Origin of the sequence: Helcococcus sp. KG196, from assembly GCF_046035495.1 — a bacterium.
In the GTDB taxonomy this organism is placed as follows: Bacteria; Bacillota; Clostridia; order Tissierellales; family Peptoniphilaceae; genus Helcococcus; species Helcococcus ovis.
The window spans coordinates 1-16,419 of sequence record NZ_JBFNFI010000018.1 but is presented as its reverse complement, the minus strand read 5'-3'; the positions used below and the strand labels follow the sequence as shown (position 1 = coordinate 16,419).

Below are 16,419 nucleotides of genomic sequence, written 5' to 3'. Positions count from 1 at the left end.
AAAAAAAAGTAAAATTTTACAGGAGTTTAAATGAAAAATAAATTATCAAAAAAAGAAAAACTGGAAGCATTACAAATTTTATATGATTACTTTCCTGATGCAAAAGCCGAATTAAATTTTTCAAACGAATTTGAACTTTTAATTGCCGTTATGCTATCTGCTCAATGTACTGATGAACGTGTAAATATTGTAACTTCAAGTCTTTTTAAAAAATATCACATTCCTGAAGATTACATTAATGCTGACATTAAGGACATTGAAAACGAGATAAAATCATTAGGCCTATATAAAAATAAAGCAAAGAACTTAAAAAAAATGTGCGAAATTTTAGTTTCAGATTTTAACGGAAAAGTCCCGAACAATAAAGAAAATCTTATTAAATTGCCAGGTGTAGGAAGAAAAACAGCAAATGTTGTAATGTCTGTAGCTTTTGGTATACCCACAATTGCTGTTGATACACATGTACACAGAACCGCCAACAGAATTGGGCTTGTAAACTCTGAAAATGTATTAGATACCGAAAAACAACTTATGGAACTTATACCTAAAAAAGATTGGTCTAAAGCTCATCATGTTTTAATTTTTTATGGAAGAAGAATTTCAAAATCAAGAAATCCAGATTGTGAAAATGACCCAATAAAGCACATTAGCTTACATTGCAGAAAAATGCTGAATTTAGACAAATAAAAATCGACAATGTATTTCAAATGCGATACATTGTCGATTTAATTTTACAATTCTTTACATATACCTTTTAGATATTCTCTAAATTCATCTTTAAGTTCATTATCTCTTAAAGCATATTCAACAGTTGCTTCTAAAAATCCAATTTTACTACCAATATCATATCTTTTTCCATTATAGATATAACCCAAAACACCTTCATTTTTAGCAAGCAAATCAATTGCATCTGTAATTTGAATTTCTCCACCTTTTCCTGGTTTTGTTTCTTCAATATATTTAAAGATATCCTTAGTAAAAACATATCTTCCTAATATAGCAACATCTGATGGTGCTTCCTCTGGCTTTGGTTTTTCAACACACCATTTTATTTTATATGTTCTATCATCTAATTTATAAGCTTCTATCGCTCCATATTTATCAATTTCTCTTATAGGAACTTTTTTACATCCAACAACACTTTTTTCTACTTTATTAAATTTTTCAATAAGTTGCCCAATAGCTGGTTGTTTAGGATTATAAACAATATCATCACCTAAAACAACAGCAAATGCATCATTACCTACAAATTCTTTTGCTTGTAAAATAGCATGTCCTAATCCTTTAGTTTCTTTTTGTCTTTTATAATAAAAATTAGCTTGATCTGCAATTTTTCTAATAGCTTCATATTCTTTCTCTTTTCCATTTTTTTGAAGAGAGTGTTCTAATTCAATTGTATAATCAAAATGATCTTCTATTTCATGCTTATTTCTATTTGTAATGAATAAAATTTCTTCAATGCCGGATTCTACTAATTCTTCAACAATTAATTGAATAGTAGGAATATCTACTATCGGCAACATTTCTTTTGGAACAGCCTTTGTAAATGGTAAAAATCTAGTTCCAAATCCTGCAACTGGTACTACAGCCTTTTTTACATTTAAATTATTTGTCTTCATTTTCTCCGTCCTCTTTTTTATGAGTAAACTCATCAAACACTGTAATTTTAGCTTCTACTATCCTTTTATCTTTTACTTCCAATACTTCCACTCTCAAATTTTCAAAATCAAATGAAGGTTTTTCCCCATCTTCGGGTATGTATCCTAAATGATAAATTATAAATCCTCCTATAGTGTCGTAATCTTCCGAATCATCATCTATTTGACTTCCTGTTTGATTGTTAAAATCTTTTATAGAAATAGATGCAACAACTTTATACACATCATCTGATATTTCAATTAATTCAGGCTCATCATAATCATATTCATCATCTATATTACCTACTATTTCTTCAATCAAATCTTCCATAGTTACAATTCCTGCAAATCCGCCATATTCATCAATAAGTAGTGCCATATATTTATTATTTGTTTGTAACTCCGAAAATAATTCATTTATATTTTTTCTTTCAGGTACAAAATACGCCGGCTTTAAAATTTTCTTTATATCAACATTTTCAAAACCAACACTATAACTTTCCAAAAGATAATCTTTTAAATATAGAATTCCTTTTATGTTATCTACATCATCCTCATAAACCGGGATCCTGGAATATTTTAAAGACATCATATCATCTTTGTAATTTACAAATTCATCATTAATGTCTATCATAAAAACTTCCGTACGAGGAGTCATTATCTCTTCTGCGTAAGTCTCATCAAAACTTATTACCGAATTAATCATTTCACTTTCAACTTTATCTATCACGCCCTGTGAATGACCTAATTGTACTAAGGACTTAATATCATTAATTGTAATTTTAGAATCTAATTCATCAGTTTCAATGCCTAAAATCTTCATGAACACTTTTGTTATACCTGATATAAACCAAACTATCGGCTTAAAAATAAATATAATTAAAGACACAAAACCTATGGAGAATTTTGCAAAACTTTCAATATTTCCAAAAGCAATTCTTCTAGGAATCAATTCTCCAAATATTATTATAACCAAGGTTAAAATCAAAGTAACTAATATTTGTGCTAATAACAACGGATAAGGTATATTAATTTTGTTAAAATATAACGCTAATCTTGGCGAAATCAATAAAGCGGTAAGTGTAACATTTAAAAACGACACTAAAGTAGATACTAAATGCATTACTGACAAAAACTTAGTCTGATTTTCCAAAATCAATAATATTTTTTTTGCTCTTATATCCCCGTCTGATGATTTTTCTTCAAGTAAATTCTGATCTACCGAAGATATTGCAAGTTCAGATGCTGATAAAAAAGCATTTATTAAAACTAAAATTATAGATAATATTATATATCCTGTTAATGATCCGCTATAGAGATGAATATCTTGAACGGCCTGCGGTAATTCCATATTTCCTCCAAATAATCTTTATATTTTTACATTATAATATCACAATAATAAGCTTTATTCAATTTTCAAATAGACTACTATTATTACAATTTTTTTATTTTACTTGAAATTATTACATTAAAGTTGATATTATATTTGTGAATATTATTACAATTTATTTAGGAGAAATATGAAACAAAAAACATCTACAATTTTAAAAATAAAAAATATACTATTTGAGAAAAAATATGCTTTCTCATGGCTAATCATTTATATATTATTTTGTGCGGCAACATATGAATTATTCAATAGACCATTTGGTACAGTTAGAAACATTAAAATACCATTAGATGATATGATTCCTCTTATAAAAGAGTTTATAATTCCATATCATACCTATATCCCAGCATTAATAGTTGCAGCTTATATAATCTATAAAAGGAATTTTAACGAATACAAAAAATTGATTTTATCGCTATTTTTAGCTCAAATAACAGCTTATATTGTATTTATGTTATTTCAAACATATGTGCCACGATATGATATTAATCTTTTAGGAAATGATATTTTTTCTCAACTAATCAAACAAACATATTTAATTGACGGCACATATTCCGGAGCCCCTTCTATGCACGTATGTGTAATGAGCTTGGGAATTTTCTACTTATTAAAAATAAAATTTAATAACATTGCTAAAATACTATTAATTGCATATATGACATTAGTATGTGCTACAACTGTTTTAGTAAAACAACACGTATTTTTAGATATTCCTTTCGGATTTTTGCATGCATTTTTAAATTATTTAGCAATTGAATTGATATTTTTAACAAAATCAAAGAATTGATATGATATAATAAAAGAAAAAGGAGAATGTTATGGATATAAATAGACAAAAAATGGAAAATGATCTAATAATTGAAAAAGAAGTTGAATTAGATCAAGAAATTACAGAAAAACAAGAAGGTAATTTAGAAAAAGAAGACTTAGAAAAAGAAGACGAAAAAGAAAAAAAGGATAAATAATGAAATTAAAATTTAAATTGTTAATTCTTTCATTTGCGTTAGTTTCACTAGTAGCTTGTGGCAAAAATAATGTAAAAAATATACAAGAAACAAAAATAGAAATAAAAAAAGATACTAAGTCGGAAGTGAAAAAAGAAACTAATTCAGAAAATAAAAAGGATACTAAAAAAGAAACCAATTCAGAAAATAAGATTGATAATAAAAAAGAAACTAATTCAGAAAAATTAGGAAAAGAAGAATTAAAAGGAATTGTCACCTCTGATAAAAATGGTTCTGTAACTAAAACAAATTATTATGCAATTAATAATATTGTTACAAAAGTTGAACAAATAACGGATGCAGATTTATCTAAATTTGATCCGGAAACTGTAAAAATTTTTAAGGAAAACATAGAACCAACTAAACAAAAGTATTCTAAAATAAAAGGTATAGAGTATTCCGTTAATATCGAAAATAATAATCTTCATGAGGTTTTAGTCATGCATGTAGATAATCCTGAAATATTAAAAAATCTAATAGCTTCAAGATTAATAGCAGTTGAAAAAGGTACTACTCAAATTCAATTGGATAAGATATTAAATCAATTCGAAAAAGCTGGATTTAATGTAGAAAGAAGATAATTAAGGAGTATAAATTAAATATATGTGGAAAAAAATAATTTCAATATCATTATCAATATTTATGATTTTTTCATTAAGCGCTTGTTCAAATAAGACAATAAATACTAATGCTGATGCTATTGCAACTTATGAACAAGATGGGAAAAAAACTAAAATAGAATATTTTAAAAATGGAGATAAGGTTTCTAAAATAATTCATACAAATATATTAAAATTAGATAAAATCGATTCTAAAACTCTTGAAAATATTGAAAAAATAGCAAAAAAATTTGAAGATACTCAAAAAAGTATAAAAGGATTAAAATACAATTTTTCAAAGTATGACAAAGAAATAAAAGAAATATTAAATTTAGATTTAAGCAGTAAAGAAAATATTAAAAGCTTGATAGATAATCAATTATTACCATCTGAAGCATCTGAAGAAAAAAATATTAATTTAAATAACATATTAAATAAGCTTAAAGAAAATGGATGGAAAATAGAAAAAAAATAAAATTTAAAATGATGTGGCAACCTAACCTTGTGTTTTTGCGACATCATTTTTTTGAAAGGAATACCATGGAAAATTTGACTGAAATTTTTATATTTTTAGCTATTTCAGCTTCTATTATCATATTTTCTGCGATAGCTAATTATAAATATATAATCAAAAAAATCTCTTCTTCATGGGGAAAATATAGACTTTATGAATTTTCACCTCCAGAAAATGAAGAATTTTTAAATTATTCTTACTATACATTAAAAAAATATTCAAATTCAAATACCTATATCGATGATTTAACATGGAATGATTTAGATATGACTAAAATATTTAATAAGATTAATACTACTTATTCAAGTGTTGGAAGTGCCATATTATATTACAGATTAAGAAATTTAAATCCCTCAAAAGAAGATAAAGAAATTTTTGAAAACATTCAAAATTATTATTCTAAATATGATAAAGATAGGATTAAAACACAATATAATTTTTACAAATTAGGTAAATTTGAAAATAACAAAGTATTGGAATTTGTGGATAATGCTAAGTCTAAAAAGTTTTATGAAGTTTATTTATATATAATCTTAGGTTTGCTTCCTATTTTTATACTATTAGGATATTTTTTTATATCTGAAACTTTTATAGCATTTTTATTACCATCTTTAGCAATTAATGCCGGTTTTTCATATTATAAAAAACTTAATACCGAATCTGATTTTAACAATATTAATTACATTATTAGTGTAGTTAAAACTGCTAAAAAAATTTCAAAATTTAATTTACAAATTACAAATAAAATAAAACAAAATATATCAAAATTAAATAAACTAACTAAAATGATTTTAGTTGCCGAATCACATGCTTCTTCGTCTGTTGATTTTTTAGCATATTTCTTAAATAAAATATTTATGACTCAACTTATTTTTCATAAACTTGCATTAAAAGAAATATCTAAAAATAAAACTGAAATTTTTGATTTATGGAAAAATTTAGGTGATGTTGAATCAGGAATAGCTATATTAAATTTTAAAAATATTGTAAAAGATTATTGTATTCCTAGTTTTTCAAAAAAATATGAAGTTTATGGAAAAAACATATACCACCCACTTATCAAAAATCCTATAAAAAATGATGTAGATTGGAAAGAAAATATCTTGATTTCAGGATCTAATGCATCAGGAAAATCTACATATGTAAAATCTGTTGCCATTAATATAATATTTTCTCAAACAATTTATATGGCATTAGCTTCTGAATTTATTTTAAAACCGGAAAATGTATTAACCTCAATGGCTATAAAAGACAATATAGATTCTGGAGAAAGCTATTTTATTGCAGAAATCAAATCCTTAAAAAGAATTATGGACGATATAGCGATTAATAAATCATATTATTTTATTGATGAAATACTAAAAGGTACAAATACTACAGAAAGAATTGCAGCATCTTCAAGTATTATTGAATATTTTATTGATAAAAATGTTCTTTCATTTATAGCTACACATGATATTGAGTTGACTCAAAAGTTTGAAAATAAGCTTGTAAATTTACATTTCAGGGAATCATTTACAGATAATAATAATTTAATATTTGATTATAAAGTACATAAAGGTGCATCTAAAACAAAAAATGCAATAAAATTACTAGAAATAATGAATTTTCCTAAAGAAATAGTAGAACATTCTAAAAAAGAAGTATTATCTTAATAAAGTATTTATATTTTAGAAATTTATTGATAAAATATATATTTGTAGATATTAATTAAGGAGTAAATAAAATGCATACAAAAGAAGAATTAATTTCAATTAATCCTCTACTAGAAAAAGTTGCAAATTTAGAGCCAACAGTTTGGATAAATCCAGATAGAGAAACAGGTGAAAAAGCATGGGCAAATGTTGAATTTACTATAGACGATATAATTGATGCTGAAAAGAGAATGAAAAGATTTGCACCATTGATGGTAAAACTTTTTTCGGCTGTTGAAGGTGTTGAAGAATCAAAAGGAATATTAGAATCTCCTTTAGTACACTTAGAAAATTTAGAAAAAAAATATAAGGATGAAAAAAACTTAAAAGGAAACTTATACCTAAAACTTGATTCTCACTTACCTGTTTGTGGTTCTATAAAAGCTAGAGGTGGATTATATGAAGTTTTAGTTTTTGCTGAGACTTTAGCAAAAGAAAATAATTTAATAGACGATTCAAAAGATTATAGTCAATTTTCAGATAAAAATTTTAAAAAATTATTTTCAAAATATACAGTTCAAGTTGCTTCTACCGGTAATTTAGGAATTTCAGTTGGAGTAATGGGAGCTGCATTAGGTTTTAATACAATAGTACACATGTCAAATGATGCTAAAGAATGGAAAAAAACTCACTTAAGAAATAAAGGTGCAACTGTTATAGAATATGATGGAGAATTTTCTAGTGCAATAACTCAAGCAAGAGAAATTTCTATTAAAGATCCTTATAGTTATTTTGTTGATGATGAGAACTCTAAAACATTATTTAAAGGATATTCTGTAGCTGCATTAAGAGTAAAAAAACAATTGGAAGAAATGAATATAAAAGTTGATGAAAACCATCCTATATTCTTATACATGCCATGCGGGGTAGGTGGATCATCAGGAGGTGTTGCATTTGGATTTAGAAAGGTTTTAGGAGATAATGTTCACGCATTTTTTGTTGAAACTACACACATTCCAAGTTTCTTAATTGGAGCATCCACTAAATTACACTCTGAAGTTTCTGTACATGATTTAGGAATTGACGGTATTACAGAAGCTGATGGATTATCCGTAGCAAGACCATCAAAATTCTCAGGATTCACAATGGAAACACTTCTAAGCGGTATATTCACTTGTAATGATGATGTATTATTTGAACATTTGAAAAAATTAAATGAATTAGAAGATATAAGAATTGAACCATCTTCATGTGCATCAATTGATGGTGCTGTTGATTTATTTAATTATGAAAACGCAAAAGAATATTTGGAAAATCATAATTTAATGGATAAATTAGATAATATTACTCACATTTGTTGGGCAACCGGTGGAAATTTAGTCCCTGAAGATGTTATGAATGAATACCTTTCAAAATAGTACCATTTTTTTAAAAAAGTATTAAATTTTTGTAACAATAATGACATTAACAAATTATAAAATCTGTTGTAATATATAAATATGGAGTTGATATCACTAACACTTCCTTTAGTCCTCTCTAAAAGAAGTGTTTGTTTAAGGTGGAGTCACCGCCATCTTAGATACCATGCTATTTAGAGCTGTCAATAGTATATTGAATTTATAATTTTATCTCTATGGATTACTCTCACCCATATTTATAAATTCATAGGTGACATCGATCGAGTAAATAAAGGAGCCCAAAGCTCCTTTTTTATGTTTTAAATATTAAATTACTCTAGAAATTCCATCAACAGACTTTTCCACTATTATTTTCTTATCTATTTGCTCTTTAAGCATTTCCACGTGAGAAATTATACCTATTAATTTATTATCTTGACTAATATCGAATAATGTAGACATAACTTTGGAAAGTGTATCTCTATCTAATGTTCCAAATCCTTCATCAATAAACATTGAATTTAATTCAATACCCCCTCTTTGCATTTGAACTACATCTGATAATCCCAATGCAAGTGATAATGCAGCTTGAAATGATTCTCCCCCTGATAATGTATTTATATCTCTTTGACTTTTATTATGATGGTCTACTACCTCTAAATCCAATCCCCACTGTTCCATAAGATTACTTGCTTCAGTCTTTCTCCTTAAACTATACTTTTCATTAGTCATCTTATTAAACCTCAAATTTGCATGATACAAAATCTCATCCAAAAATATTGTTTGTACAAAGGTTTCAAACTTAATTCTTGATGTACCACTAACTTTACCTTTAATAACATCATTAAGTTCAAGTATACTTAAATATTTATTTTCTACACTCTTAAAACTATCTGAATTACTTTTCAATTTTTTCAATTGTGTTTTATTATTTTCCAAATTAAAATGAATATCGGATAATTTCATATTTTTATCTTTTAATTGAATTTCCAATCCCTTCAATTCACTTTCCAACCCATTAATATCAATATTATATTTTTCATCAAGTTGTGATTTTAGTATATCTAATGTTTTAGAAATTTCTGTATAATATTTTGAATATTCAAAATATTTATCTCTCACATCTTTTATTTCCATCGTAAGAATATTTTTATTTTGAACTAATCTATCTATTTCATTTTCAACATCTATTTCTGATTTATTTCCTAATTTGATACTTTCTTCAAATTTTTGTTCATTTAAATTTTTAATATTTTGTTCATTTTTAATCAAATCATCATTTAATTCTTTTAATTCATTTTCAAAATTTTTCTTACTTATTAAAATTCTTTCCTTTTCATAAATTTTCTCATCAATTAGTTTTTTTATATTTTCTAAATTTGATTTTTCGTTTTTCAATAAATTATAATCATTATTTAATTTTTCACTTAAAATTAGTGATTCATTGTTATTTAAATCTTTATATTCCTCAAATTCTGAAATTTGCTTATTATATATACTAATAGTTTTATCGGAAGAATTTATTTCATTTTTTAAGTTTTCTAGTTCTTTTCGAGATTTTTCAAAATCTTTTTTTAATTTTTCTACAGATTTTTTATCAGGTAAGTCGTCCTTAAAAATTGCTAATTTAGGATGTTCTATAGAACCACAGACCGGACAAGGTCTACCTTTTTCTAAATTTTTTGCTAAAATGCCTGCTTGGGATTCAAAAAATATCTCTTCTGCTTCTTCATATTTTGATTGTTTCTCTTTAATAATCGGCTTCAACTTTTCATAGTCTATTATTAAATTATCTTTATTATTTGTTTCTTTTAGTATATTATTTATTATTTCTATATACTTTCCTAAACGCTCAATAGATAATTCTAAATCTTTTATTTTTAGCTTATTATCAGATATTTGTTTTTCAATATTTTTATTTTCTTTTAAAAAGTTTTCTATATCCAAAATTTTAATATCAATGTTATATATATCTTCCTTTTTCAAGACTAAATTTTGATATATATTTTCATTATTTTTTTGTTCAGATTCTATTTTATTTGTAATTTCATTTAATTTAGTAAATTTATCCTTTTCAATATTAAGCAAGTTTATATTCGCATTTATATTTTCCATTTCATTTTCAATAGTTGAGATATTATTATATTTTTCTTTATACTCAATAAAATTTTTATTTATATTTTTAAATTCTTTTTCTAATTTAATTATTTGCTCTTTTGTTAAATTATATGATTTCACATTTTCCAATGAATGTTTCTTTAAGTCAATATCTTCTTGTAATTTTTCAATTTCTCTATTTAACACTTCATATTGTGTACTATATTCAACATTTACTCTTTCTATATTATTTATCACTTCTTCAACAGAAATATTTTTTAAATCTTCAAATTCATCGTCATTCTTATAATTATATCTAAAATTACTAAAAATTTCTTCTCGAATATAAATTAATTCATCTCTTTTTTTAGATATTTCCTTTAGTTTATTTGCTATTTCAAATTCCAGTTTATTATACTTTTCCGTAAAAAATATTTTTCTAAAGAGTCTTGATTTTTCTTCATTTGATGCTTTTAATAATTTCATAAAATTTCCTTGAGCTAACATAACTATTTGTCTAAACTGGATAGAATCCACACCTAACAAATTTATTATAAATTGATCTGCTTGCTTTAAATCATCTATTATTTTTCCATCAGATAATTTAATAATTGTTTTTTTACTACCTTTTGAAGTAAAACCTTCTCCTCTTTTTTTCGCCCTTTCATATTTAGGTGTACGTCTAATATTAATAACTTTACTTTTATATTCAAATTCCAATTGAACATAAGTTTCAACATTAGGGTCTGATGCAATATATCTAATCATACTTTCATCTCTTTCCCCACCACTTGAATCTCCAAACAATGCAAATGTTATCGCATCAAAAATAGTAGTTTTACCTGAACCTGTATTTCCACTTATTAAATATACTCCATTATTAAATTTATCAAAATCAATGCTTATTTTATCCCTGAAAGGACCAAATGCTTGCATTGTAAGATTAATTATTTTCATTATCACTCCATATTTTTTCAATTATATCCTTCATAATTTTTTTCTTATCATCACTTAAATCTTTACCTGTTCTTTGTTGATAAAATTCTTCAAAAATTTCCAAAGGATTTTTATTTTTAATAGTTTTTTGTAAGCTGTCAAAATCATCATTTCCATATGTTTTATTTATATATTTCATAGTTAATGTATTTGGATATATTTTTCTGATTTTCTGCATTCCATCTAATATATCATCTTCATCCTCTAAAACTAGGTGAATGTAATCATCCTTATTTCTATCATTAATTGAATTCTTTATAATTTCCTCAAATTTACCTTTAATAGTTCTCATATCTCTCAAATAATTAATTTTTTTCTCATATATTTCTATATTTCCCTTTTCCTTAAAATCAACTAACGTAATAGATTTATCATAACCTGTTTCACTAGCAGAATACTTTAATAGTGAGCCGGGATATCTCAATTTTCCATTTAAAAATGATTGTTTTTTATGAATATGTCCCATAGCAATATAATCAAATTTTTCATAGTAATAATCCGGCACAGCTTCTAAAAGTCCGGCATATATTTCTTCAGATTCTGAAAGTTTCGCATTTAATATAAATTGGTGTGATAATATTACATTTCTCTCATTTCTATTAATTTCAACATTTTCTAAAACTATTCTTACTGCATCACTGTAATCTTCAATTTTCTCTTCCGGATAAAACTGCTTAACATGAATAGGCTTAACATAAGGGAATAAATAAAAATTAATTTTTCCATATTTATCACTAAAAGTTACTTTTTGAATCTCTCTATTATATGGTCTGGAAATATATATATCGGCACTTGATAAAATATCAGACGCAAATGCCAATCTTTCTGATGAATCATGATTACCACTAATAATTAAAATTTTAATATTTAATCTTTTTACTGACGTTATAAAATCATCAAAAACCTTAATAGCTTCTGCCGACGGCACAGAATTTTGATATATATCTCCTGCGATTAAAAGAACATCCACTTCTTCTTTTTCTAATAGATTTACAATTTCTTTTAAAGCATAAATTTGATCTTCTATCATAGAGTATCCGTCTACATTTTTACCTATGTGTAAATCTGCCAAATGCATTATCTTCATTTTAACCTCTTTTATATCCTACTTGATTCATAACTTTATCAAATACTGATTTATCAATATTTTGTCTTAATTTTTCAACTTCATACTTAATTTTCATTTCAGTTTCTACATAATATTTTTTAGGCAATAATGCTTGTAATACTACTACGGTATCAAATAATCTATTTCTTTTATAAGTTTGATTGATGCCATATACTTCATGGATAGCCGAAAAATACTCAATAGGATTAAATTCAAAATCTAAAATTAAATTATCGTGAGCACAAATATTTCTAATATCTTTAGCATTCTTCAAAAATGATTCTAACTGTGATGGGGTCAAATGACCCTCTATATTTTTTTCAATATTTTCTTCAACAAATTTTTGAAATTCATCTGCTATTTTTTCCTTTAATGAAAAGTCAAAAGTTTCATATATATTTATTATATTTCCAAAGGTCATAAAGTTTATAATAAACCAAAATGGTACAGAATTATATTTTGACAAATAATATTTTATACTTCTATTATAATTTTTCTCTTCTTCAAACTTTTTAATTGATTCCTTCATTCTTTCAATATTAATATTTACAAGCTCTAAATCTTTACAATCAAAGTTTTTTCGATTTAAATATTCACCCGGTTCTTGAAATTTTTCAACAAATTTATATGAAATGATACTTCTGGCAATTCTCTCAATTTCTAACATAGCTGCTATCAAAATTTTTTTTAACTCTTTATCAAACTCATGTAAATCTACCAAATCATTAAATTTTGTACCTTTCTTATACATATTTGTTTTTTTATCAATTAAAAATTTATATGTACCATTTATAATTTTATAATAGTTATATCTTAACAAAATATCCCTTGCATAATCTTCATTATCTATAACTAATCCTCTTGATTTTAAAATATTAATTTGTTCATCTATAGTTTTAAAATAATTTGACATAAGCACCCCTTTTACTACATTTTATCATAATATTAAAATTAATCCTTTATTATTTAATATTTGCTTAGTATAATAAATATATATCTAAAAAGTGAGGAAGAAATGCTTTACAGTTTAAAAGAAAAATACGTAGAATATGAAAAAAATATAAAAAATTGGACAAATAAATTTTTAATAAAAAATACATTCTCAAAAAAAACAATAAAAAAGTTAAAAAAAGACAAGTTGTTTGGATTTCATAGTCCTAAGATATATGGAAGCTTTGGAAGAGATTATCTAAATCATGTTTTAGCAATCCAAGAAATATCTAAATTTAATTCTAATACCTCATTTAGTATTATTTCAAATAATTATTTTATAAATGGACTATTTAAATATGGCAATTTTAATCAAAAAATAAAATATTTATCTCCTGTTGATAATGGTGAATTAATTGCTTCAGTACTATTATCGGAAGAAAAAGATAATTTAGACTTAAAAAAATCAAAAACATCAATAATTAAAAATAAAACTAGATTAATACTTAATGGCAAAAAATATTTTCCATATAATTCAAATGAAGCTGATGTATTTCTTGTTTTAGCTAAAAATAAATCAAAAAATTTAACTCTTCTAATTGTTGAAAAAGATTTAAATGGAATAAAAATAGAAAATATTGGTAAAGATATATATATTTCATTTGATAATGTAGAAATACCGGAGACGAATGTATTAGGTGATTTTAATAGTGGTTATGAAATTTGCATAAATTTACTTATTGAAAATCATCTTTCATTAGCCGCACATTACTTGGGTATTTCTCTAGATTACTATGATAAAATAATTTCGTCATTAACTAAAATTAAAAATTTAAGTAATAATTCAAAAATTCTTGAAAGTTTTTCAAAAATAAGTGCAAATATTGAGGCAGCAAAATTGCTTACATATAAGGCAGCAGAAATAAAATCAAATGGCTTAGATTCCTCTAAAGATTCATTATTAGCTAAATTATTTAATGAAAACTTAGCTTTAGAAATTATAAATTTTGAAATTCAGCTAAATTATAATAATGAAAAATTAATAAGTGAACTTAGATCTAAAAAAGATATTAACTTTAATAATATTTTCAATTCAAATTTAGAAAATATAAATTTAATTATCACTGATAAAATAATTGAAAAAATTGCATGTGTAGATGTTTTAAATAAAAACTCAAATGATATAAACACAAAAAAAAGAAAATCCATCATTTTCGAAGATAATGATTTAGAACAAAACGTAGACAACCTTATTGAATATATTATAAATGATATAAAAAATTCAAAAAACTCTGAGAAATTATACGGTAATATAGAGTCAGCTGAAAATGTTGTTTCATTTGGGTTAGGAATTGAAGATAAAGATAATATAATAGAAGTTGAAAAACTTGCTAAAAGTATCAGTGCTACAATCGCTTGCACAAAACCTATTTCAGAAGAACTTGAATGGTTACCAAATGAACGCTATATAGGTTCTACCGGTAAAAAATTTAATGGCAAGATTTATTTTGCACTTGGAATATCAGGTTCCATTTACCACTTAAATGCCATAAATGCTGATACAATAATTGCAGTTAATACAGATAGACATGCAAAAATATTTGGTAATTGTGATTATGGTATAGTTGCAGACTTAAAAGAGTTTATCATCATTTTCTTAAAAAAATTAAAAGAAAAAATATAGATATTTTAAACTCTAATATACTAAGCTTCACATAATTAGATAAAATAAAAATACCGAAATTAAAAAGATTAATAAATAAAATTGCTTAAACATCAATATACTAATATATAAAATTATTACGATCTCTATTTACATTGCCAAACCCAAAGTCAAGGGTTCATTTTACCCAAAATCCCCCCTTGACTGTGTCTTTAGTTTTGTATAACTAAAATTATGAAAATTTGATAAATTATTTTACATTCAATGCTTCAGTTGGAATTTTAATTTCACCATTAACTTTCTTAATTTCAGATGTATTTAGTTGCATATTTTTATTGAATAGTTTTATTTCTTTAATAAAATAATTTGAAGCATCTACTCTAATTTCAACTTTATTATCATCATTAAACATTTCATCTTTTTTTAATAAATCTCTATCAAAATCACCTAATAATTCTTCTTTGATTTTTACCATAGTTGTAGCTAAAACATAAGTAGAATTTTCTTTTGAAACAGTAAATGCTTTGCGTTCAAATAATTGATTTATTAGAGAAGTAATTTTTTCTTCGTTTGATTTACCAGATATTTTTGCCTTATCTATGATTTGGGTTAAATCTTGTTGTATTTTATTCCATTTTCCAAATATATTAACATAAAATTTAGCACTATTTAATGTAGATAAATCAGAATAGATTGAAGCTACAAAATCTTGATTTTTTAAATTTGCAAAAATTTTTTTATTTGAATCAATTTTAAGCTTAACTTTTAAATCTTCTTTAATGTTTTTTACTTTATTATTTTTTTGCTTAATATATAAATCCAACTCTAACATTTTATAATTTTTATAGTAATTCATTATTCCTTGTTTAATTTGCTTTGGTGTCTTATTACCAAATAAACCGCATGAAGTTAATAAGATAATGAAACAAAAAAATAACAAATTTAATTTTTTAATTTTTTTCATAACATCCTCTCCTATATATATTATAGGTTATTTATAATATATAACATTTATAAATACAAATATTTAACAAAAAAGTAATTAATAAAATATTCTACTAAAAATACAAACTTATTACTTAATCCTAATATCTAGTAAAAATTTGGACTCTTTTCTACAATATTTTATAAACACTACTCCATCATGCTAACATTATAACATTTATACGCAAAAAGATTAGAAATCCTTCAATCTCTAATCTTTTCACTATTATTTAATAAGCATTATTTGCCTATCATTAAATAAAAATTAATTTTAATATATTTAAATATTTCTATTAATCTTTTTTCTTTTTAATCCCTACAAATGCAGCAGCTGCTGTAACTAATGTAGCAATTGATGAAAATATTGATGAATCTCCTGTATTTGGATTTGGATTAGAATTTACAGTTGTATTTATGTTTCCAATTTCATATGTTACAACATTTTCAAATACTAAGTCTTTTCCTG

15 protein-coding genes are annotated in these 16,419 nt (G+C 24.3%); 8 read left to right on the top strand and 7 right to left on the bottom strand.

Annotation, left to right across the window (positions count from 1 at the left end; translation table 11 throughout):
• Positions 1-30: 30 nt before the first annotated feature.
• Positions 31-687, top strand: a complete 657-nt coding sequence (gene nth, locus ABGF45_RS07305) for an endonuclease III (protein WP_408111815.1) — start codon at positions 31-33, stop codon at positions 685-687.
• A 44-nt stretch (positions 688-731) separates the two neighbouring features.
• Here the strand turns inward: nth and galU are convergent, their stop codons facing one another.
• Positions 732-1,619, bottom strand: a complete 888-nt coding sequence (gene galU / locus ABGF45_RS07300) for a UTP--glucose-1-phosphate uridylyltransferase GalU (RefSeq protein ID WP_408112698.1) — start codon at positions 1,617-1,619, stop codon at positions 732-734.
• Entirely contained in the window at positions 1,606-2,988 is a 1,383-nt protein-coding gene (locus tag ABGF45_RS07295; protein WP_134711915.1) for a hemolysin family protein, read from the bottom strand. The genes galU and ABGF45_RS07295 overlap by 14 nt, the downstream gene beginning before the upstream one ends.
• A 169-nt stretch (positions 2,989-3,157) precedes the next feature.
• On the opposite strand from ABGF45_RS07295, the gene ABGF45_RS07290 reads away from it, so the two are divergent.
• From ABGF45_RS07290 to ABGF45_RS07265, 6 genes are all read left to right on the top strand, one after another.
• Positions 3,158-3,814, top strand: a complete 657-nt coding sequence (locus ABGF45_RS07290; protein ID WP_134711914.1) for a phosphatase PAP2 family protein — start codon at positions 3,158-3,160, stop codon at positions 3,812-3,814.
• A gap of 31 nt (positions 3,815-3,845) precedes the next feature.
• Complete coding sequence (locus tag ABGF45_RS07285) at positions 3,846-3,992, top strand: hypothetical protein (protein ID WP_167554114.1); 147 nt, start codon at positions 3,846-3,848, stop codon at positions 3,990-3,992.
• Positions 3,992-4,612: a DUF1307 domain-containing protein gene (locus tag ABGF45_RS07280; protein WP_134711913.1), complete on the top strand. Its 621-nt coding sequence runs from the start codon at positions 3,992-3,994 to the stop codon at positions 4,610-4,612. The genes ABGF45_RS07285 and ABGF45_RS07280 overlap by 1 nt, the downstream gene beginning before the upstream one ends.
• A 22-nt stretch (positions 4,613-4,634) precedes the next feature.
• Positions 4,635-5,105 carry a DUF1307 domain-containing protein gene (locus tag ABGF45_RS07275; RefSeq protein WP_134711912.1) on the top strand — a complete coding sequence of 157 codons (471 nt, stop codon included), beginning with the start codon at positions 4,635-4,637 and terminating at the stop codon, positions 5,103-5,105.
• A gap of 65 nt (positions 5,106-5,170) precedes the next feature.
• Complete coding sequence (locus ABGF45_RS07270; protein ID WP_167554113.1) at positions 5,171-6,799, top strand: MutS-related protein; 1,629 nt, start codon at positions 5,171-5,173, stop codon at positions 6,797-6,799.
• A 71-nt stretch (positions 6,800-6,870) separates the two neighbouring features.
• Complete coding sequence (locus ABGF45_RS07265; RefSeq protein ID WP_134711910.1) at positions 6,871-8,196, top strand: D-serine ammonia-lyase; 1,326 nt, start codon at positions 6,871-6,873, stop codon at positions 8,194-8,196.
• A 306-nt stretch (positions 8,197-8,502) separates the two neighbouring features.
• On the opposite strand, the gene ABGF45_RS07260 is transcribed toward ABGF45_RS07265, so the two are convergent.
• From ABGF45_RS07260 to ABGF45_RS07250, 3 genes are read right to left on the bottom strand one after another with little or no spacing between them, the layout of a single operon-like run.
• The gene (locus ABGF45_RS07260; RefSeq protein WP_134744237.1) at positions 8,503-11,229 is read right to left on the bottom strand and encodes an AAA family ATPase; all 2,727 of its coding nucleotides are present in this window, start codon (positions 11,227-11,229) and stop codon (positions 8,503-8,505) included.
• Complete coding sequence (locus ABGF45_RS07255; RefSeq protein ID WP_134711908.1) at positions 11,216-12,355, bottom strand: exonuclease SbcCD subunit D; 1,140 nt, start codon at positions 12,353-12,355, stop codon at positions 11,216-11,218. The genes ABGF45_RS07260 and ABGF45_RS07255 overlap by 14 nt, the downstream gene beginning before the upstream one ends.
• 1 nt (position 12,356) lies before the next feature.
• The gene (locus ABGF45_RS07250; RefSeq protein ID WP_134744238.1) at positions 12,357-13,289 is read right to left on the bottom strand and encodes an Abi family protein; all 933 of its coding nucleotides are present in this window, start codon (positions 13,287-13,289) and stop codon (positions 12,357-12,359) included.
• A 102-nt stretch (positions 13,290-13,391) separates the two neighbouring features.
• Here ABGF45_RS07250 and ABGF45_RS07245 point away from each other — a divergent pair, with 102 nt between their 5' ends.
• Positions 13,392-14,990, top strand: coding sequence for an FAD-binding protein (locus ABGF45_RS07245; protein WP_134744239.1), 1,599 nt, complete (start codon positions 13,392-13,394; stop codon positions 14,988-14,990).
• A gap of 229 nt (positions 14,991-15,219) precedes the next feature.
• Here ABGF45_RS07245 and ABGF45_RS07240 read toward each other — a convergent pair whose 3' ends face one another.
• Both ABGF45_RS07240 and ABGF45_RS07235 read right to left on the bottom strand, forming a co-directional pair.
• A complete protein-coding gene (locus tag ABGF45_RS07240) occupies positions 15,220-15,933 on the bottom strand; it encodes a hypothetical protein (RefSeq protein WP_134711905.1) in 714 nt (237 codons plus the stop codon).
• Between the two features lie 313 nt (positions 15,934-16,246).
• A complete protein-coding gene (locus ABGF45_RS07235; protein ID WP_408112539.1) occupies positions 16,247-16,369 on the bottom strand; it encodes an NPXTG-anchored protein in 123 nt (40 codons plus the stop codon).
• Positions 16,370-16,419 lie beyond the last annotated feature (50 nt).

What these genes read in the sequence shown, in the direction of transcription:
- ABGF45_RS07270 (WP_167554113.1), top strand. Translation starts at nt 5,171, where the DNA reads ATGGAAAATTTGACTGAAATTTTTATATTTTTAGCTATTTCAGCTTCT.
- galU (WP_408112698.1), bottom strand. Translation starts at nt 1,619, where the DNA reads ATGAAGACAAATAATTTAAATGTAAAAAAGGCTGTAGTACCAGTTGCA.
- ABGF45_RS07245 (WP_134744239.1), top strand. Translation starts at nt 13,392, where the DNA reads ATGCTTTACAGTTTAAAAGAAAAATACGTAGAATATGAAAAAAATATA.
- ABGF45_RS07255 (WP_134711908.1), bottom strand. Translation starts at nt 12,355, where the DNA reads ATGAAGATAATGCATTTGGCAGATTTACACATAGGTAAAAATGTAGAC.
- ABGF45_RS07280 (WP_134711913.1), top strand. Translation starts at nt 3,992, where the DNA reads ATGAAATTAAAATTTAAATTGTTAATTCTTTCATTTGCGTTAGTTTCA.
- ABGF45_RS07290 (WP_134711914.1), top strand. Translation starts at nt 3,158, where the DNA reads ATGAAACAAAAAACATCTACAATTTTAAAAATAAAAAATATACTATTT.
- ABGF45_RS07295 (WP_134711915.1), bottom strand. Translation starts at nt 2,988, where the DNA reads ATGGAATTACCGCAGGCCGTTCAAGATATTCATCTCTATAGCGGATCA.
- ABGF45_RS07250 (WP_134744238.1), bottom strand. Translation starts at nt 13,289, where the DNA reads ATGTCAAATTATTTTAAAACTATAGATGAACAAATTAATATTTTAAAA.
- ABGF45_RS07285 (WP_167554114.1), top strand. Translation starts at nt 3,846, where the DNA reads ATGGATATAAATAGACAAAAAATGGAAAATGATCTAATAATTGAAAAA.
- ABGF45_RS07265 (WP_134711910.1), top strand. Translation starts at nt 6,871, where the DNA reads ATGCATACAAAAGAAGAATTAATTTCAATTAATCCTCTACTAGAAAAA.
- ABGF45_RS07260 (WP_134744237.1), bottom strand. Translation starts at nt 11,229, where the DNA reads ATGAAAATAATTAATCTTACAATGCAAGCATTTGGTCCTTTCAGGGAT.
- ABGF45_RS07240 (WP_134711905.1), bottom strand. Translation starts at nt 15,933, where the DNA reads ATGAAAAAAATTAAAAAATTAAATTTGTTATTTTTTTGTTTCATTATC.
- nth (WP_408111815.1), top strand. Translation starts at nt 31, where the DNA reads ATGAAAAATAAATTATCAAAAAAAGAAAAACTGGAAGCATTACAAATT.
- ABGF45_RS07275 (WP_134711912.1), top strand. Translation starts at nt 4,635, where the DNA reads ATGTGGAAAAAAATAATTTCAATATCATTATCAATATTTATGATTTTT.